This window comes from Luteibacter aegosomatissinici, from assembly GCF_023078495.1.
In the GTDB taxonomy this organism is placed as follows: Bacteria; Pseudomonadota; Gammaproteobacteria; order Xanthomonadales; family Rhodanobacteraceae; genus Luteibacter; species Luteibacter aegosomatissinici.
The window spans coordinates 2,737,898-2,755,010 of the sequence record NZ_CP095742.1; the positions used below are offsets into that span (position 1 = coordinate 2,737,898).

The window sequence follows — 17,113 nt, forward strand, 5'->3', positions numbered from 1 at the left end:
ACCCGACCCGCCATGGTTGTAGCAGCGCATCCGCACAATCCCCATTGTCAAAAACGCGGTATCCGTTGTGGATATCCACCGTGCGCCGTCGCCTCTACCGATCGCCCTCGCCTGCCGCGATGAAGGACAATGACCTGTATGACCATTCCCCGCCTGCACGGCCGCCTCATCGACCTCGGACAGCAGCTCGCCCGGGACCCCTCACACATCGTTGCCCGACTGAACGAGCGGCTCGAATCGACCGAGCCAGGCTATGCCGCGCTTTCTGCGCACGTGAAACAAGATGTGCGCGAGTTCATGCATTTCTCGGCCAGCCTGTGGTTCCGTACGGTGCTCGACGGCTTGCCGCCCACGGAGGCCGACTGGGCCACCGTCGACGCATGCGCAAGGCGCCGCGTACACCAGGGCGTGAGCCTCGGCGCGGTGCTGCATGCCTGCCGGCTGGGATCCCGGGAGCTGTGGGTCGAACTGCTCCATGCAACCAGCCATGCGGAGGATCGCCATGCACTCCTCGATGTGTTTTCTGTGTACCTGCTCGACTACTTCGACGATCTAGCCCAACGCATCGCGTCGGCCTACCTGGACGAGCAGTTCCAGCGCGCACGCTGGCGTGACGCATCACGCCACCAGCTGCTCAACGTGATCCTGAGCTTTCCCGATGATGAGGTGGCGTTCCGGCGCGCTGCGGAGGCATTGGGTATCGAGCCGACGGCCCCTTACACATGCCTTGTGCTGGACATGCCGCTCCCCGATACCTCGCCGGCGCATCTCGAAGGTGAACTCGATCGCCTCGTACTCGCGGCATCCCGGGCGGTGGAGTTGCCCGCGGATGCAGTGGTGCGGGCCCTGTATCGCGACCGGCTCGTGTTCTGGATGCCCGCGCTGCGCGGCGATTCCGTTCTCGCGGCCGATCGATCCATGCGCCGGCGCGCCATGCTGATCCATAAGACGCTGCCTGGGATCCGGCGTGTCGGCATCGGCCTGACAAACACCGGACCCCACGGCTGGGCAGAGAGCCTGGCGGAGGCATCGCGCGCGTTGCAGGCCGGCGCACCGGGCGACCACCACCAGGCGATCTTCCCCTATGCGGATATCGTCCTCAACGAAAGCGTGATGCGCTCCCCAGCTGCGCTCCGATACCTGGACGCGGTCGTCGAGCGCCTGTCTCACGATCCGGATCTCTTGTTGACGCTTTCAACGTTCCTGCATGAGGGGCAACATCGGAAACGGACCGCCGAGCGCCTGGAGATCCACACCAACACGCTGAACTACCGTCTCTCGCGCATGGAGGACATCCTGGGCGCCTCGCTCGCAGACGCCACCTGGCTTGCTCGCCTGCAGGTTGCGCTCGCGCTGCGTACCGGCAGCACCCCCTCCACGCAAGGGAGCCAGCCGCCGGACGCCTGAGCCTCCCTGTGCAAAACATCACGCTGGCTGTGTGTTTGCACAATGGAAAGGAGCCTCTAGCCGCTTTAAAACCTGCCGATACCGCACTGCAGGTTCCCCATGACGCTTTCCCCCACGATTTCGGTTTTCGGATCCTTCTTCCCCACCTGGCTGCTGCTCGTCGTCCTGGGCATCGTGTTTGCGCTGGTGGTGCGACTGGTTTGCACGCTGACGAAGTGGCATGAGGCCCTGCCCGTTCCCGTCCTCTTCTATGCCGCATGCGCGGGCATCTTCGTTTTCGGCGCGTATCTCGCATGCCTGGCATGAAGGCAGGACACCGCGCCGGCTGGGCCGCGACGATCATCGCCATCGTGCTTGTGCTAGCGCTGTTTGGACTCGTCTTAAGCCGGCTCGCGGCGCGGCCACGTACGCATGTCGCCTCGCTATACGCCGAGAGCACCGCCGTCGCCCCCGAGGTCACGGGACGCCTGTCCGCCCTCCTCGTCCACGAGAACCAACGCGTTCACGCAGGGGAACCGCTTGCGCAGATCGACCCCGAACCGTTTGAGCTCCGGGTGCGCCAGGCGCGTGCGCAGGTCGCCGCCCTCGAAGCTCAACTGGGCGTTGGCACCCGCCAGGTGCGGGCCCAGGGCTCGGGGGCGGACGCGGCGGCCACGAACATCACCCGCGCGCGTACCCAACTCCAGCTCGCCGACGAGACGGTCCGGCGCCTCGCGCCACTGGTGGGTCCTGGCTTTGTCACCCGTCAGAAGATGGATGAAGCGGACGCCAACCAGCGCTCAGCTGCAGCCGCGCTCAATGCGGCCATCCAGCAAGCCGACCAGGCGCGATCAGGCGTTGGCGACACGCTGAGCCTTGAGGCGCAGCTCGATGGCGCCCGCTCGTCCCTGCAGCTGGCCGAACGCGACCTGCGCCTGACCACCATTCGCGCACCGTTCGACGGCATCGTGACCGGCCTGGCCCTCGCCGAAGGTACCTTCGCATCCGCCGGCCATCCCCTCTTCACACTGATCGATTCGCGCCGCTGGTATGCGATCGCGGACTTTCGCGAAACCGACCTGCCCCACATCGCACCTGGCGACGAGGCCTCCGTGTGGGTCATCGGCGATACGACCCGCGCTTTGCCGGGCCACGTCATCAGCCTGGGCCACGGCGTGCGCAGCGAGGCCTCTGACGGTCCGGGGCTCCCGTCGGTCGAGCGCTCCCTGAAATGGGTGGTCATCGCGCAGCGCTATCCCGTTCGCATCGAACTCGATCATCCACCCGCGGACCTCATGCGCGTGGGGGCCACGGTCACCGTTGTCGTCCGGAGGCAGGGTGGCCACTGACGCACGCACGCCATGGTTGGCGATGGCACGTGCCGACCTTCGCCTTGACGGCCACCGTTGGGGCCGCATGATTCGAACGACGGCCTGCGCAACCCTCGTCGCGACGGTCTTCCTCGTTTTTCGGGTGCCGCTACCCGCCTATGGCGCGTACGTCGTGCTCATGGCGTCCCAGCGCGACATGTCGACATCGGCGATCCAGTCGGCCGGCGCTTTCGTGGCTGGCCTCGTATCGATATCGGCCAGCCTCCTGCTCTACATGCTGGATATCAGTGAACCGGCACTACGCATTCCGCTCATGGCAGGGGTCATGTTCCTGGCCATGTTCGCCTCCCGACTGGAGCGGATCGGGCCGGTGGTCTTCCTCGCCGGCTTCCTGCTCGTGGTCACGCAGACCCTGGCGGACCAGATACCGGATGCCGAAGCGCTGACACACCTGCTGCTGTGGCTGCTGCTCATCCTGGGCGTGGCGTGTGCGCTCGTCCCTCTCGTCGAGGCCGCATTCGGCCGGTCGGCGCGCGCGGTGTTCGACGATGGCCTCGATGCAGCGCTTCGCCCAGCGCCCGTCGAACCGGCGCGCGCGGACGTCTCGATGCGGGAGCTGGCGGCGCTGGCGTCCCGGCTTGGTGAAGATGCCATGGCGCGACTGGGCACGACGTGGCAAATCGCGACCTGCGCCGCGCTGGCGCGGACGATGCCCGGCCCGACAAGCATGCGCCTCCTCGCCCGCGCCGAGGCCCTACGCTCATTGCTACGCCACCGCACGCCCTTCGCCACTGCGGTGCCCGTGGACGAGGGCACGTCGTTCGACCACGTGGGTGGTGCCCGCTTTGCACTCAAGGCGACGCTCGCGGCCATGACGTGCTACGTGGTTTATTCCGCACTCGACTGGTCGGGCCTGCGCACATCGATCATCACCTGTTTCTTCGTTGCACTCGCCAGTACCGGGGAAACCATTCACAAGCTGGGGCTACGCCTCGCCGGCGCAGCGACCGGAGGCTTCATTGCCGGTGTGAGCATCATCTTCCTGTTCCCCGTGATGGACGACATAGGCAGCTTCATCGTCCTTTTCTTCCTCGTCACGCTGGGCTGTAGCTGGATAGCTACCGCAGGTCCGTTGATCGCCTATGCCGGCCTCCAGACCGCGTTCGCCTTCTTCCTCGGCGTGCTTCAAGACACGGGCCCCACGGATGACCTGACCGTGCTGCGCGACCGGCTGATCGGCATCCTGCTCGGCAACATCGCCATGAGTGTCGTGTTTGCAACACTCTGGCCCATCAGCACGCAAGCCAGCCTTGAACGTGTGGCTTCCCGCATGCTGCGTCGACTTCGCGGGATCGCCGCCAGTACCTTGCCAGCGCATCCGTCGGATGTCATCGGGACGGCCGTGGATCTGGAAGACATGGGGCGCCTTGCCGTCATCGCTTCGTTTGAGCCAGCACGCGATGCCATGGCACCTATGCAACAACACGACCGGCTGTACGCGCTCACCCGGGTCGCGGTGTGGACGCTGGCCGTTCCGGACAGCACCGTGAACCGGAATGATCGCGATTGGCTGTGTTCGGCACTCGCCCGGCTCGCGGAAGGCACCCGTGATGGTCTCGAAGGCGGGGTTCTACAAGCCCCACCCACGGGCGTGCTTCCCGACGACCTGGTGGCGGCCATTGCCACGCTCGATGCGAGGCCATTCCGTGTCTCGTAACCTGCTGTGCTCGCTGCTCCTGCTCATCCCGGCTACTGCACTATGCGCGCCACCACCCATGGCGCCGTATGACCTTGCCGGATTGATCGACCTGGCCCAACGCACCAGCCCCGAGACGCGCCAGGCGTGGGATGAGGCGCAGGCCGCTGCCGCTGGCGCTGGTCTCGCGCGCAGCGCCTACCTGCCCCAGCTGGCCGTTGAGGCACTCGCGGGCGCGCAACGTACGCCGCTGCCAGCACCTGCCACTGTCGTCGCCCGGGGCTATTTCGTATCGGACACACGGGAATCGATTCCGTCGCTGACGGTCAAGTGGTTGCTGTTCGATTTTGGCCGCCGCGATGCGGCCCGCGACCGCGCGGACGCGACCGTGTTTGTCGCCAATGCGGCCTTCACCGGCGCGCACCAGACACTCGTATTCACCATCACCCGCGACTACTACGCGGTACGTGCCGCGCAGGGCAAGGAACGCTCGGCGCAAAAGGCACTGGAAACCGCAACCATCGAACAACTCGCGGTGACCGCACGGCAAAAGCACGAGCTCGCCACGGTGGTGGAAGCCGCTCGCGCCGATCGACAGGTGGCACAAGCCCGCCTTGCGGTCGTCAGGACAGGCGCGGCCAGGACGGTCGCGCTGTCCGCGCTCCTCGCCGACATCGGGCTGCCACCGGATACAGCCCTCACGCTGGTACCGGACGAGATGACGAACCTTCCGCTGCCGCCCGCATCGGACGTGGCCCGGTATGTCGATGCGGCTCTCGCCCGGCGGCCCGACCTGCTTGCCGCGCAAGGGAAGCTCGAGGCCGCCGAAGCCGGCGTGCGCGCTGCCAAGGCCGACGATCGTCCGACCGTCTCGTTGCTCGGGCAGGCCTTCCTCAACGATGGACGGCTGCGCTCGGACGGCGGCGCCTGGTCCTCCGTCCATCGCCCTGGCGGTGCCCTCTTCGTCCAGTTCAGCTGGCCGCTTTACGATGGCGGGATGCGCCATTCCTCACGGCTTGCCGCCGAGGCAGCGCGTGATGCGGCGCAGGACAGCCTGGAGGCGGCCAGGCGGAAGGCTGAGAAGCAGGTCTCAAATGCCTTTCATGCGCTGAAGACGGCGCTCGCCGAGGTCGAAGCAGCGCACGCGGTGACCCTCGCGGCGACGGTGTCACACGATGCAGCGCTCAGCGCATACCGCCACGGGCTTGCCACGTTCGACGAGCTTTCGGCCGAAGGCAATGCACTGGCCGCCGCGGAGTCGGACGAGGAAGACGCGCGAGCCAACGCGTTCGCCTCAGCGGCCGGCCTGGCCCTCGCTACCGGCGAGGCGCACCCTGATCCCGGCGGCCCGTGAGCGGGCCGCTGAACCGGCAGCCCTTGGATGGCGGCACCAAGCGGCGGTACCCAGCGCACGTGAAGACCGAAGCCGTCCGGCGGGTGCGGGTAGCACGTGAACCTGTGGCCGTTGTTGCGCGGGATCTCTCCGTGAAGACCGGCAGCCTTTACATCTGGTTGCGCAAAGCCGACATCCTGGATCCGGTCTAAATGGCGATGTTACCGCGCGGGAGTGAAGGCAGATCGCGTTCCGCCTCGCTCGCTCCGCCAACGCCTCGGCGGCCAACCAACGACACGCTTGAACACATTCGAGAAGTGCGACTGGTCCGACATCCCGCAGGCCAGCGCGACGTCGGCAAGCGACATATCCGTGGAGAGCATCAAGTACTGCGCATAGGCCATGCGCCGACGGGTGATGTATTGCCCCGGCCGCTCCCCGAACGTGGCCTTGAAGCTTCGGTAGAAGTGCCCGACCGACATGTTCAACAGGCCCGCGACTGCGGTGATGTCAACGCGTTCGCCCAAGTGTTGCTCGATGTAATCCATCACCCGCTTCCCGTCCGCGCCCAACAGGCGGGCCGACGGCTTGGGCCGCACATCCATCAACGACTGCTGCATTGCGCCATCGACCATCTGGTTAAACGGCCACTGTGGTGGCAACACGCAGCCAATGGCATTGGCGATTCAACCAACGGATATTGGAAAAATCCCGTGACGCCCGCACGGCCCGCGAGAAGCAAGGCGCGCCTATTTACAGCAATGCCACGCAAGAACGTGTCCCTGCAGGCGCAGGCACAATCACGCCATCTACCGGACACAGCACGATGTCCCAGCTGACCCCGAACCCGCCACAGGCCCCGACCGCGCTTTCCATTGACGCGATCCTGCATGCCCGGCCCCAGCTTCCCCTCGCCACGAGCAGGGGCCGGGGCTGGTCCGGCGTGACCCTGGACGTACACCGCAGCTATTCGAACGTGGCCGAATCGTACGCGCCGCTCGACCACCACATGGTGCATCTCTGCACGTCAGGCGCGTCGCGCCTGACCCAGATGCGGGCGGGTGCGGTCGACACACGGACCATTCGGGCCGGCCACACGCTCATCATGCCGGCGGGTTATTCGTCGTCCTGGGACGGTGATGCCGCGCCCTCGGCGCGACTGCGCATCCCCACCTCCCTTGTGACGCACGCGGCCGACGAACTCGGCGACGCGGGACCGGTGCGCCTGGAGGTGGTGAATGTTTTCGATACGTTCGATCCCACCATCACGCGTCTGGCCCAGGCGTATGTTGCCGAACTCGACCTGGCCCCGCATCCGTGCCAGCGCCTCATCGTCGACGCGCTCTCCAGCGCACTGGCGGCGCATCTCCTCCGCCGCTACAACGTCTTTCGGCCCGTCGAGCGGCAGCGAACGCGCGGGCTTGGCCGGACCGAGATAACCCGACTCACCGACTACATCGAAGATAACCTGCACCGCCCGATCGGGCTGGCGGAACTCGCGGCGATCGTCGGCGTCAGCCGTTTCCACTTCTGTCGCGTGTTCAAGCAGACCATGGGCGTCACCGCATTTGCCTTTGTCGAAGAGTGCCGCATCCGCCGCGCCCGCCAGCTCGTGGTCGAGACTGCGTTGTCACTAGCCGATATCGCCCTGCTCGCGGGATTCTCGGACCAGAGCCATTTCACGCGGCGGTTCACCTTCCACGTCGGCGCCACACCGGGCGCCTTCGCACGTGAGTACGGTCCCCGCCGTTCGCGCGGCGCGCGGTCATCCTGAGCGCAACCGATGCCCAGACTTCGCAACGCGGGGCCAGCCGCAAAGGTGCGCACGGACGTAGTATCTGGTGTCCAATGGAGGGAAGCGCGTGCGTACGAAGCGGTTCTCCGAGCAGCAGATCGCCAACGCCCTTTCCCAGCTGGCGAGCGGACGCGAGCCCGAGGTCGTTTGCGAAGACCTGCAGATCACCCGCGAAACACTGGAAGCCTGGCGGAGCCGGTTTGCGGGTGCCGCACTTTCCACCGCGCAGCGGCTGCGGGAAGCGGAAATGGAGCTCGGTGCCCTGAAGCGCATGTATGCCGAACTCGCGCTTGAGAACGAGCGGCTGAAGATACTGCTCACGGGAAAACGCTAACCGACCATCAGCGGGCGCCGCGATGACGGAGCACGCCTTCACCACCACCATCCGGCGACGACGAGCGTCCATCTCGGGCCTTGCCATACCCGGTGAGCAGGTGCAGGCCAAGCGATGCGCAGACCAATGAAACAACGATGACGGCCGCGGCCAGGAAAATGGAAAGGTCACGTGCCCGCCACGGCTCGCCTGATCCGGTCTGCAGGGGGATCGCCATGGCGGCCGCGAGTGTCACGGCGCCCTTCGCGCCCGCCACCGCCGTGATCCCCACGATACGCAGTTCAGCGGCGCTGAACGCCCCACGCCAGCGGTGCCCCGGGTCCTGGCGAACGCGCAACGCTACCCACGCCCAGAGCGCCCGGATCATCGTCAGGACAGCGCAGATGGCAGCAACGTAGACCGCAAGCCACCAAAGCTCGGCCTTGGCCGCCTGACCGAGCGCCCGGTTCGCCGCACTCACGATCGCTGGCAACTGTTGCCCAAGCACGACGAAGATCACGCCGTTGCCCGCAAACGCGACGGCGTCCCATACTGCACGCCGGCGAACGCGGGTCAATGCCGATGCCCGCCCTGTCCGCTCCTCAACGCCCATCGTGATGCCCGCCGCGACGGCCGCGAGGATGCCGGAGGCATGCAGTGCATCGGCCACCACGTATGCCACGAACGGGATGATCAGACTCACCAAGACCTGTACGCCCACTTCCTCACCAAGCGAACGTGCGACCCAGTCCTTCGCTGCGTTGGCAACGAGACAGACGGCAGCCCCGACCATCAGGCCGATGGCTGCCACCCAGGCGAAGGTACCCAGCGCATGAGCCGCAGAAAACGTGCCTGTCGCCGAAGCGGCGATCGCAAACCGGAAGCAGACGATGCCGGAGGCGTCGTTGAGCAGCGATTCCCCTTCGAGGATGAGCATCAGCCTCGGTGGCATGGGTGAGCGCGCAGCCATGGCGGTCACCGCCACGGTATCCGTGGGTGACAGGATGGCGGCCAGCGCGAAAGCCCCTGCCATGGTGAATGTCGGAATGAGCCAGTGAATAAACACACCGACGCCCGCAACGGTCAGGCAGACCAGTCCGAACGCAAGGGACACGATGGTTCCTTTGTCCGCGAACAACCCTTCCCGGGGCAATCGCCAGCCATCCAGGAAGAGCAGTGGCGCAAGAAAGAGCAGGAAGAAGGTGTCGGGCGACAGCGCCATGTCCACCGGATGGACCAGATCCAGTGCGCTCCCAAGGGCGATCTGCACGAGCGGCAACGGCACACGCTGGCCAAGCGCGCGGGTCAGCACGGCGCTCACCACCACGGTAGAGAGCAGGAGGACTGTCAGGATCACGGTGCCCATGGCTTCTCCCTCACGGGGGTGTTATCTCGCGCCCCGCATCACCTTTGAGAAAAGCCAATCAAGCGACAAGGGGCCGGCCCCGAGCGCCATCGCGGCCAGGGCGAGCGCCGCCCAATACAAATGGAAGTTCGCCCAACCGTCAGGAAAGACCAGCTGGATCACGGCCGTCATGATGAGCAAACCAAGGGCCGCAGCGCGGGTAGCCAACCCAGCAAGCAACAGCACGGGCAGTGCGAGCTCCGCACAGGCGACCAGCCATGCAACCTGATCCGGCCACGGGATGGCGACCTGCGCACCGAACACATGGAGTTGGAACTGCTCTTCGAAAAGATAGGTGGTCGCCGGCGATAAGCTGAACCAGCCGTCCCAGCGGGTTAACCCCGAACGAAGAAAAGGCAACGCTAATGCGATCCGCACGGCGATCGGCGCGAGCGCGGCACCGATATGGGTAAGCGCGCCATGGATGCGCCCCAGCCACGAGAAGCGCGAGCGTCGAATGACGTGATCAATCACCGGAAGTCTCCGCGGTAGGGACGCCCATGCTCGACGCGACGACCAGGCGTGCGTCGACCAGCAGGCGTAGATGAAAAACAAGATCGAAGTCGTCGGCCGTATTGACTGCGAGCGCCGCCGCGCTGGTCAGGTCTTCACCACGCATCAAGCCGGCAAGAAACGTGACGCCTCCGTGCTGAAGCCGGTAGACCTCGACATCCTGGGCCGGACGCGCGACGACACAGCTCTCTGGCCCTTCATCCAGGTGCACGCATTGCGCGGCGGCCGGGTCGGTGTTTGCCTCCCAGATCGATACCACTGGGTAGATGGAATGTACGAGCCTTATGGAGGGATGCAGTACAACCTGCGCATGCGCGTCGCCGGAGATGGCTACCAGGAGCGCGTCCGGCTCAAGCACCGGGGACTCGTTCGCGTGATAGGCCTCGACCCACGCCCGTTCCAACCGGGCGACGTCACCGAGGTACGGGAGCGATTGCGCAGGCGGAAAGCGATCCATGAAAGCCGGAAACGACGCGCCGTATTCGGCCATCACGGGTGAGCGAGGAACCTCACCCAGGCAATAAGCCGCCGCCATTGCCCGGAAGAACTCGGTGCCGACGAGCCTGGCCGTCACGGGGTACGCATCCTCGAGCGTGAGCACCTGCCCCATCACCGCGTTGTTCCGGTAAACGCCGAAGCGCCGTGCCGTACTGGCGCGTGGACCGCCGTTGATCCTTGGGGGAACGGGAAGTGACGCGTCGAGCACAGCGTCGCCGAAACACGACTGCCAATCGGCTTCGAAGCGGCCACTCACGGCCGTGCACCTGGCGGTGACGGCATGGCCGTCGTCGCCTTCGGCCGATGGAGGACGTTCGACCAGAACATCTGGAGTTGGGCAAGGCCGCCCGCCGTGGAACTCCACAGGGTCGAGTCGCACACGAGCAAGGTGCCACTGAACACGCCAGGCCGTGACTGGAGCATGGCGTCGAAATCACGCCAACCCTCGTCGCAGAATGGGTGCGGAAGCGCCGTCGGTTCGACCTGCTGCTGGACGAGGACATCGAGACGCTCCCGCGCCTCGCCCAGGCGCTCGAAATGCGGCAAGTGCGGGTGCGCGTTGAAGGTCTCGACATCCTTCAACAGCCCCCACCGGTCCAGCGCACGGGCGGCGCGGAACGGCCACGGCGTGCCTTGGCTATCAAGCCGCGGACGCAGGCCGAATCGGTTTTCCACCGGCACACCCAGGCCGGAAAGTACCGCTCGCCCGAAGCCGCCAAAGCGTTGCTGAGGCGGAATGGTGCGATCGCCATGATGGTGAAACTCGGTCTCCTGACGATGGTCGCGTAGATTCGGGGCGACGCTGGTGGTATCCCCGATGTCGTGATGCGGACACACGAAGAGCATGTTCTCCGGCGCGTGGAGAAAGCGGCGGAGGGCTTTCATCTCAGCCGGCGACGGGCGCTGCCGCGTGGGCATGGCATCGAAGCTGATGATGATCAGGGTATCGACTTCGTCTAGGAGCGCGTCCGTCAGTTCAAGGGTTCCGACGTTGTCGCTGACCCGCTCGAGCAGCAAGGCCTGGTGACGGGTGATGCCCTTCGCCAGCTGCCGGAAGTTAAGGAAGTTGGGTAACTGGATGTGATCGAGAAAGCCGGCTATCCCCTGATCGATATCACCCGAATGCGCGAGGTGCTCGAAACGCGGATAGTGGATACGGCGTGTCTCGAACAACGCGGGGAAGCGGTTGTTGATGTCGCCCAGCGTAGCGCCCGTTTCGAGCGGACGGCTCCAGGAAAAATAAAGGCAGACGCGACGCTCAGACATGGCTGCACCGTGACGTTCGTGCAGGAGCCGCGGCTTCCGTCGCTTTCGCTGTGATGCCGTCTGCTTGCGCGGCCTCGGCCACCAGCACATGCAGCGAGGGAATGTTCGCGTCCCACTCGATCATGGCTGGCCGGGCACCGGTAAGCCCTATCGCTGCCTCATACAACGCCCATACCGACGGGCCGACGCTACGATCATGCGTGTCGATGAGCACCTCATCGTCCGTGCCCTCGTGTTCCCGCTGATGGCCGGCGAGATGGAATTCCCCCACAGCCCCAGGGTCGATCCGGCCGACATACGCGAACGGGTCCATTCCATGATTCGCGCATGACACGACGACGTTATTGACATCGAGCAGGATGCCGCATCCTGTCCGGCGGGCGATCTCATTGATGAAATCCGTTTCTTCGAACGTGCTTTCGTCGAAACGGATATACGTCGCCGGGTTTTCAAGCAGTATCTGCCGGGCAAGATGGCTCTGCAGCTCGTCGACGTGCTCACAGACCTGGCGCAACGTATCGACCGTATACGGCAACGGCAGGAGGTCATTCAAGAAGCCCCGCGAATGCGTGGACCATGCCAGGTGCTCGGAGAACAGCGCAGGCTCGTATCGGTCCACCAACGTTTTCAGGCGGCCCAGGTGCTCACGATCCAGGGGAAGTTGGCCACCGAGCGAAAGGCCCACGCCATGTACCGAGATGGCATAGCGCTCCCGGATGGCGGTGAGGTAACGATGAGGAGGCCCACCTGCGCCCATGTAGTTCTCAGCATGCACCTCGAAAAACGGCACAGCGGGCTCGTTGTCGAGGATGGCACGGTAGTGCTCGGGCTTTAGGCTCACCCCGCACCACCGCCCGATCGGCGTACGACGCGGCGGAGCATGGCTATGCGGGGGAATTGACCAGACAGTGGACACGGCATTGCCTTGAATGCGGGGCGAGCGCCCTGGAGGGCCCATCCGGCGCGAGCGGCCGGATGGGCTTGGACATCAGACCTTCGGGGTGAGGCTGCCCGGGCCGTTCGGGGTGCTGACCGCGGTGCAGGTACCCTTCGGCACGAGCTTGAACGCGTTGCCCTGGTAGTCCTGCGTGCTCGTGCCGGCACACGTGGTGCCCGCGCCGGCGTAGCAATCGTTCTGGCCCTTCAGGGCCGTGCCAAAGCACGGCTCAACCTTTCCGGACTTGACCAACTTCGTATGTTCCGCCTGGATCTTCTTCTGGGCGGGCGTGAAATCCTCAGCGGCAGCGGTCGCGCAGGTGAAGCTGCCAACGACGGTTGCGATAGCACCGGCAACAAGAAGGCTCACGGTTCGGCTAGACATGGATACATCCTCAGTGGCTTGAGAGAAGAGGCTCATAGGTGGTTCGGCCCCGTGAGGATGTTGTGTCGGATCGTGTGGGGTTGATTGAATTCGGTTGTGCGGGGTGGCACGTGGTTGCGGTGTGGGCTTGGTCTTGCGGTGGCGTACGTCAGCCAGACGGTGACCGGGCTCGCGGCGATCGTCGGGATCGGCGCCACGATCGGCGACTTCAATCCGGTACGGACACTGATCGACAGCTTGCTGACCGCAGTCCAGGGAATGATTGGCCAAGGGCTCGTTGATGTTCTCCAATGCCAGGGAAACGTCCACGACGCCTACAGCCGACAGCTGGCGCACCCTCTGGAGTAACGCAGCCTACCCGCCCCATCATTGCGCGTCGTAGTCGGGCGGCCGATGATCCTCCAGCTTGGTACGGCAGGCTTTACCTGCGACGCCTACGTGGGCGTGCACGCGGCGCTCAAACGTGAGCACCGAACAGTTGAAGTAAGCGTCGATCAGCTCCTTGGGAACCCACTCCGATGGACTGAAGGTGCCAACGAGCCGCTGAATAGAGGGGGGCATTGAGCAGGTAGCGCACTTGTTCGGCGCTCGAAACGGTGGGCGCGGCGTCTCGGATCTACTTGGCATCGTTCTGTGCTTCAAGGCTGGCTGCACCAGGTATTGAGGTCAGTCGCTGCAGCGCGTCAATGGCCGTGCCGGTGTCTTTCAGTCTCGTGGCGGTTCTGGCCATGATCCGTCCTTGTTGATGGGCAGCGCAAAGCAGGATACTCAGGCGTCGCGGTAAGGGGAATTGCCCTTCTGCGCTCGCTGCGCCGCCCCTTTTACACCAAGGACGATGACCGTTCATGCCAAAGCGTAAGCGCCGCCCAGCGCCGCCCACCCAGGCGAAACGGGCACAGCCGACCTCGGGCGTCTGGACCAAAGCTCTCTTCGCCGCGCTCGGCGCCGTCCTGGTCAAGGGCGCCGATATGCTGGATAACCTTGATCGTTTGCCCAACGCGGTGACCAGCACGGCCCATCACGCCTACGAGTGGTGGGCAGTCGACCAGGCCTGGAGCGGCGGCTGGACCGATGAAGGATGCATCGATTGCCCTGTCCCGGATGTGTTCATCACGATCAATCTGCTGGTGCGAAACGGAATCGCTAGCGGCGAAGTGCAAACACCGCCAATGATCGGCAAGCTGCCCTACCCGCATCTATTGATCGACGGCAAAAAGGTTGATGGCACCGTGACCGGCATCTTCTATGACTACGTCGGGGGCCGGAAGACGAAGTTTGCCGCGTTCACGCTGGCCGCCCACGGCAACGATCGCGTCATCACCGTCATCGAAGATCCGCTAGGCATTTTCCCGAAGCAGCCCGGGGATCTGTTCAAAACGGGCCGCTACGAGGAGGCGGTGGAGGCGGCGCCGGCGCCATCAAAATAGTGCTCGCCATCAAGACGACGCCCCGGCAATAGGCGCTTGACGACGATCAGGCGCCTGTCGACCCATAGGCCGCCGTGGCGCCCTCGCCCCACAGCATGGCTTGGTGCTTTTCGTCGTCATCGTCGCACATGACCCGATGGAGAAGCCCATCGCCGGCGTCGTCTGCGCCATCAAACGCCGATGACCGGCCCATACGCATTGTTGCGCTTGTGACAATGAATGCCCTTGTTTCGCCCGGCGCCACCCAGCGCAGCCGCGCACAAGTGCTCTCGTGACGAGGCTGGTTTGCAACAAATGAAGCACGTCCTTGCCATCGCGTTTCCTTTCAAGGCTGACGTTGGACCATGGTAGGACAAGATGACAACTCGAACGGAATTCGCGTCGGCTGCGTTCATGGGCTCAATGAACGACTCGCAGGCCAGACGCTTCTGGGATGCCGATACGGTCTGGACAACGCGCTGATGCCGATCACCTTGCTGCTAGCGATTACTTCCATCGAATCGGTAAGGTTCGCTGCATCGTGGCTTCTGCGGGCCACAGCCCGCTCAATCGCCACCGCGTTCACGTGGCGCACAACCGGCCATGAGCGAGTGTGGAACTCTGGGCTCAATCGACAGCGAAGCCGTCTGTCTTGAACGATATGCTGGGCTAATGTAACACCAGCGCTAGCCGGATCAACGCTTTACCGAATGCGGCCAATTCGGTCGGCGGACACGGACGACTCCACAAACGATTCTGGTGAAACTCCGCCGTTATGAAGCAAATAGACAAAATGGTGTTTGAGCTCTTCCCACCCAGAGCGCAGGCCAGCAGCCCTAATTTTTCGCTCTGCTGCATCATGGCAACCGCCTTTATGGACAATGAATACTGGCGTGAGAGAGTTCTCCGCATTGGATCTAGAGAAAACTGCTGCACCCAGCCCAAAGTCATCGATGCGCTCGTCGCATACATCGCAGCAGAGGACTGGACCGGAAATGCCTTGCGTGTTCAAGATCTTGATCATGGAAGTTTATCCTTGTGAGGCCCAACCATCTAATCGACCACCTTTGGCCGGGTTTACAGTTCAGCAGATCGGGCAGCCAATGGAAGCCCGGCAATGAGTTCACGGCGGATAAAATCGCCGCACCGCTATCGACTTGAAACGAAACGGGACCAACCGGTAGGACGTCTTCGACGGGGTCAGTGCCGTATCAAAATGCAGGGCGATTGAGGCGGTCAGCCAAATAATAGAGACCTAAACAGGTTGCGCATATGAGCTGCCAAAACAGAAAAAATGCAATGACGATGAAGGCAGCACGACCCAAGGGAGCGAACGCGCCGAGGTGCTGCATGACGCCCTGCGCAATTACGCCGGCGAATACGAAATACACGAGCAAAAGTAGGCTTTCCCAACACAAGAAGCCGAAAAGATAAGCCAGGAAGCGCCGCCGGGTGAGGTCCAGGACCTTCTTTGCCTCATGCACCACCACGAGAAGCGTTGGAGTCGGTGCCGGCATCAACTCGTCGATATCTGGACGATTGAAAGTCGCGATCGCCGCGAGCGATGCGATGTAAAACCCTGGAAGGATCGAACAAGCGAGACACAGTCTGTCGATAAGCCCTGAGGGGCCAGCGATCGCTCCGGCTTTTGCAAAGCAAATCACAAGTACCGTTGATATCGCGGTCAGAATCGACGGCATGAGCCAGTCCACTACCCACTTCTGCGGATGACGGATACGCAAGTAAGAAATGGGCGCGATAGTTATATCAAGCATGGCGGTCTCATCAGCTCAGCGCCCTGATCTTCGACATGATGACAGTGTTGATTGCGCTGAACGCCGTGGGCAAGTTGTCGCCTATACCCGTTATGCGCTCCTTCCTCACATACTTATCCTCGTTCACTAGGTTGAATGACGACGAGTGCACATTCACAGTGTGGTCGAGATCTGACTCTGATTTGAATTTGATCCTGGCGAACTCGTAGTCGCTCGTATGCCCAGACGTGATTGTCTTCAAAAGGTTTAACGCTTTCTGCGTTGCCTTCTGAGGATTGGCCTTGATGATGACCGACGAACGGTCAATCGTGGCAGCTCCACTAGAGTCCCACTTTGCCCCTTTATTCTGGAGACTGTACAGCTCAACCTCTTTAAGCTCGCCCTTTTGGAGATCTTGAATGAACTCCTTCGACGGATGCCCAGCTAGGTGGATCAATGGCCGAGCTGGGATACGCTTGAAGTGACCAGCGGCGTCGCGAGTCGCTTCCGGATCCTCAATGGTGAACTTCTTCGAGTCCTTCGAGGCCTCGCGGAGCAACGTGCGTAATATAGTTGCTACACGAGTGGACCCCAATCCCGCCGCTGCTTCAACTAGGAAGGTACACGGCGCGTTATTGCTCTTGTCGCCAAATTTCCAAAGGATGTGCGCCGAATGCTCGAGCCCTTCGTCGCCATTCTTTAGCACTTGGCGCCGTTGTTTTTTAACCGGATCCGTTAGAGTCGGGTCAGCCGCATCGGGATCGACATAGTTAATGAGCATCTCGCATCGATTGGCAAAAAGCTTGATGTCCTGAATATTCCACGCATGCCCCTTGGCGTTAGTGATCGTCGCTTGATTGGCGTTAACGAGTGCCCTGAGAGTGGCGGCAAGCGCGTAGTGCGGAAAGCCGGGCAATCCGTCTCCCAGCTTTCGCGTCCACGCCGACGACTTCGCGTCGTAGAAAAATACTGAGCGTTCGTCCTTGCGCATTTATATCCCCCGATTTAAAGCGAAAGGATCTCATGGTCTGCGATCGCCGCGCCACCGCCTAGACGATGCCCCGCCTTCGCAGAATCAGGCTTGACTCTCGCCATT

General features: G+C 63.4%; 20 protein-coding genes. 10 read left to right on the top strand and 10 right to left on the bottom strand.

Translation table 11 applies throughout. The features are described 5' to 3' along the window. Positions 1-138: 138 nt before the first annotated feature. The 6 genes from L2Y97_RS12310 (at position 139) to L2Y97_RS12335 (ending at position 5,958) form a co-directional block, all read left to right on the top strand. Positions 139-1,407: a PucR family transcriptional regulator gene (locus tag L2Y97_RS12310; RefSeq protein ID WP_247426817.1), complete on the top strand. Its 1,269-nt coding sequence runs from the start codon at positions 139-141 to the stop codon at positions 1,405-1,407. 99 nt (positions 1,408-1,506) lie between these two features. Then, positions 1,507-1,713, top strand: coding sequence for a YtcA family lipoprotein (locus L2Y97_RS12315; protein WP_247426819.1), 207 nt, complete (start codon positions 1,507-1,509; stop codon positions 1,711-1,713). Then, the gene (locus L2Y97_RS12320) at positions 1,710-2,735 is read left to right on the top strand and encodes an HlyD family efflux transporter periplasmic adaptor subunit (RefSeq protein ID WP_247426820.1); all 1,026 of its coding nucleotides are present in this window, start codon (positions 1,710-1,712) and stop codon (positions 2,733-2,735) included. Before L2Y97_RS12315 ends, L2Y97_RS12320 begins: the two co-directional genes overlap by 4 nt. Before the next feature lie 67 nt (positions 2,736-2,802). After that, on the top strand, positions 2,803-4,434 hold the full coding sequence (locus tag L2Y97_RS12325) for an FUSC family protein (protein WP_247426822.1): 1,632 nt from the start codon (positions 2,803-2,805) through the stop codon (positions 4,432-4,434). Next, entirely contained in the window at positions 4,424-5,767 is a 1,344-nt protein-coding gene (locus L2Y97_RS12330; protein ID WP_247426824.1) for a TolC family protein, read from the top strand. The genes L2Y97_RS12325 and L2Y97_RS12330 overlap by 11 nt, the downstream gene beginning before the upstream one ends. A gap of 59 nt (positions 5,768-5,826) precedes the next feature. After that, complete coding sequence (locus tag L2Y97_RS12335; RefSeq protein WP_247426825.1) at positions 5,827-5,958, top strand: hypothetical protein; 132 nt, start codon at positions 5,827-5,829, stop codon at positions 5,956-5,958. Positions 5,959-5,967: 9 nt separating this feature from the next. Here L2Y97_RS12335 and L2Y97_RS12340 read toward each other — a convergent pair whose 3' ends face one another. Then, complete coding sequence (locus L2Y97_RS12340) at positions 5,968-6,366, bottom strand: helix-turn-helix transcriptional regulator (protein WP_247426827.1); 399 nt, start codon at positions 6,364-6,366, stop codon at positions 5,968-5,970. Between the two features lie 206 nt (positions 6,367-6,572). Between L2Y97_RS12340 and L2Y97_RS12345 the strand changes: the two genes are divergently transcribed. Continuing rightward, positions 6,573-7,520 (top strand): helix-turn-helix domain-containing protein, encoded by a 948-nt coding sequence (locus L2Y97_RS12345; protein WP_247426830.1) that lies wholly within the window; start codon positions 6,573-6,575, stop codon positions 7,518-7,520. A gap of 88 nt (positions 7,521-7,608) precedes the next feature. Next, the gene (locus tag L2Y97_RS12350; protein WP_247426833.1) at positions 7,609-7,875 is read left to right on the top strand and encodes a transposase; all 267 of its coding nucleotides are present in this window, start codon (positions 7,609-7,611) and stop codon (positions 7,873-7,875) included. Positions 7,876-7,882: 7 nt separating this feature from the next. Here L2Y97_RS12350 and L2Y97_RS12355 read toward each other — a convergent pair whose 3' ends face one another. The 6 genes from L2Y97_RS12355 to L2Y97_RS12380 form a co-directional block, all read right to left on the bottom strand. Then, positions 7,883-9,220, bottom strand: coding sequence for a cation:proton antiporter (locus L2Y97_RS12355; protein ID WP_247426836.1), 1,338 nt, complete (start codon positions 9,218-9,220; stop codon positions 7,883-7,885). 21 nt (positions 9,221-9,241) lie between these two features. Beyond that, entirely contained in the window at positions 9,242-9,733 is a 492-nt protein-coding gene (locus L2Y97_RS12360; protein ID WP_247426839.1) for a DoxX family protein, read from the bottom strand. Next, positions 9,726-10,526 (bottom strand): HvfC/BufC N-terminal domain-containing protein, encoded by an 801-nt coding sequence (locus tag L2Y97_RS12365; protein ID WP_247426842.1) that lies wholly within the window; start codon positions 10,524-10,526, stop codon positions 9,726-9,728. The genes L2Y97_RS12360 and L2Y97_RS12365 overlap by 8 nt, the downstream gene beginning before the upstream one ends. Continuing rightward, positions 10,523-11,536, bottom strand: coding sequence for a hypothetical protein (locus tag L2Y97_RS12370; RefSeq protein WP_247426845.1), 1,014 nt, complete (start codon positions 11,534-11,536; stop codon positions 10,523-10,525). The genes L2Y97_RS12365 and L2Y97_RS12370 overlap by 4 nt, the downstream gene beginning before the upstream one ends. Beyond that, entirely contained in the window at positions 11,529-12,377 is an 849-nt protein-coding gene (bufB, locus tag L2Y97_RS12375) for an MNIO family bufferin maturase (protein WP_247426847.1), read from the bottom strand. Before bufB ends, L2Y97_RS12370 begins: the two co-directional genes overlap by 8 nt. A 147-nt stretch (positions 12,378-12,524) precedes the next feature. After that, positions 12,525-12,857 carry a BufA1 family periplasmic bufferin-type metallophore gene (locus L2Y97_RS12380; RefSeq protein WP_247426849.1) on the bottom strand — a complete coding sequence of 111 codons (333 nt, stop codon included), beginning with the start codon at positions 12,855-12,857 and terminating at the stop codon, positions 12,525-12,527. Between the two features lie 138 nt (positions 12,858-12,995). On the opposite strand from L2Y97_RS12380, the gene L2Y97_RS12385 reads away from it, so the two are divergent. Together L2Y97_RS12385 and L2Y97_RS12390 are read left to right on the top strand one after the other, a co-directional pair. Further along, positions 12,996-13,205 (top strand): hypothetical protein, encoded by a 210-nt coding sequence (locus L2Y97_RS12385; RefSeq protein ID WP_247426852.1) that lies wholly within the window; start codon positions 12,996-12,998, stop codon positions 13,203-13,205. A 497-nt stretch (positions 13,206-13,702) separates the two neighbouring features. Beyond that, positions 13,703-14,284 carry a hypothetical protein gene (locus L2Y97_RS12390; RefSeq protein WP_247426855.1) on the top strand — a complete coding sequence of 194 codons (582 nt, stop codon included), beginning with the start codon at positions 13,703-13,705 and terminating at the stop codon, positions 14,282-14,284. A gap of 682 nt (positions 14,285-14,966) precedes the next feature. On the opposite strand, the gene L2Y97_RS12395 is transcribed toward L2Y97_RS12390, so the two are convergent. The 3 genes from L2Y97_RS12395 to L2Y97_RS12405 form a co-directional block, all read right to left on the bottom strand. Then, a complete protein-coding gene (locus L2Y97_RS12395; RefSeq protein ID WP_247426858.1) occupies positions 14,967-15,287 on the bottom strand; it encodes a hypothetical protein in 321 nt (106 codons plus the stop codon). A 187-nt stretch (positions 15,288-15,474) separates the two neighbouring features. Next, positions 15,475-16,038: a hypothetical protein gene (locus tag L2Y97_RS12400; protein ID WP_247426860.1), complete on the bottom strand. Its 564-nt coding sequence runs from the start codon at positions 16,036-16,038 to the stop codon at positions 15,475-15,477. A 10-nt stretch (positions 16,039-16,048) separates the two neighbouring features. Then, positions 16,049-17,008 carry a hypothetical protein gene (locus L2Y97_RS12405; protein WP_247426863.1) on the bottom strand — a complete coding sequence of 320 codons (960 nt, stop codon included), beginning with the start codon at positions 17,006-17,008 and terminating at the stop codon, positions 16,049-16,051. Positions 17,009-17,113: the final 105 nt, after the last annotated feature.

Bases quoted from the DNA above. Each gene is read 5' to 3' on its own strand.
- L2Y97_RS12320 (WP_247426820.1), top strand. From the start codon at position 1,710: ATGAAGGCAGGACACCGCGCCGGCTGGGCCGCGACGATCATCGCCATC.
- L2Y97_RS12325 (WP_247426822.1), top strand. From the start codon at position 2,803: ATGATTCGAACGACGGCCTGCGCAACCCTCGTCGCGACGGTCTTCCTC.
- L2Y97_RS12315 (WP_247426819.1), top strand. From the start codon at position 1,507: ATGACGCTTTCCCCCACGATTTCGGTTTTCGGATCCTTCTTCCCCACC.
- L2Y97_RS12390 (WP_247426855.1), top strand. From the start codon at position 13,703: ATGCCAAAGCGTAAGCGCCGCCCAGCGCCGCCCACCCAGGCGAAACGG.
- L2Y97_RS12380 (WP_247426849.1), bottom strand. From the start codon at position 12,857: ATGTCTAGCCGAACCGTGAGCCTTCTTGTTGCCGGTGCTATCGCAACC.
- L2Y97_RS12310 (WP_247426817.1), top strand. From the start codon at position 139: ATGACCATTCCCCGCCTGCACGGCCGCCTCATCGACCTCGGACAGCAG.
- L2Y97_RS12400 (WP_247426860.1), bottom strand. From the start codon at position 16,038: ATGCTTGATATAACTATCGCGCCCATTTCTTACTTGCGTATCCGTCAT.
- L2Y97_RS12370 (WP_247426845.1), bottom strand. From the start codon at position 11,536: ATGTCTGAGCGTCGCGTCTGCCTTTATTTTTCCTGGAGCCGTCCGCTC.
- L2Y97_RS12340 (WP_247426827.1), bottom strand. From the start codon at position 6,366: ATGCAGCAGTCGTTGATGGATGTGCGGCCCAAGCCGTCGGCCCGCCTG.
- L2Y97_RS12395 (WP_247426858.1), bottom strand. From the start codon at position 15,287: ATGATCAAGATCTTGAACACGCAAGGCATTTCCGGTCCAGTCCTCTGC.
- L2Y97_RS12345 (WP_247426830.1), top strand. From the start codon at position 6,573: ATGTCCCAGCTGACCCCGAACCCGCCACAGGCCCCGACCGCGCTTTCC.
- L2Y97_RS12355 (WP_247426836.1), bottom strand. From the start codon at position 9,220: ATGGGCACCGTGATCCTGACAGTCCTCCTGCTCTCTACCGTGGTGGTG.
- L2Y97_RS12405 (WP_247426863.1), bottom strand. From the start codon at position 17,008: ATGCGCAAGGACGAACGCTCAGTATTTTTCTACGACGCGAAGTCGTCG.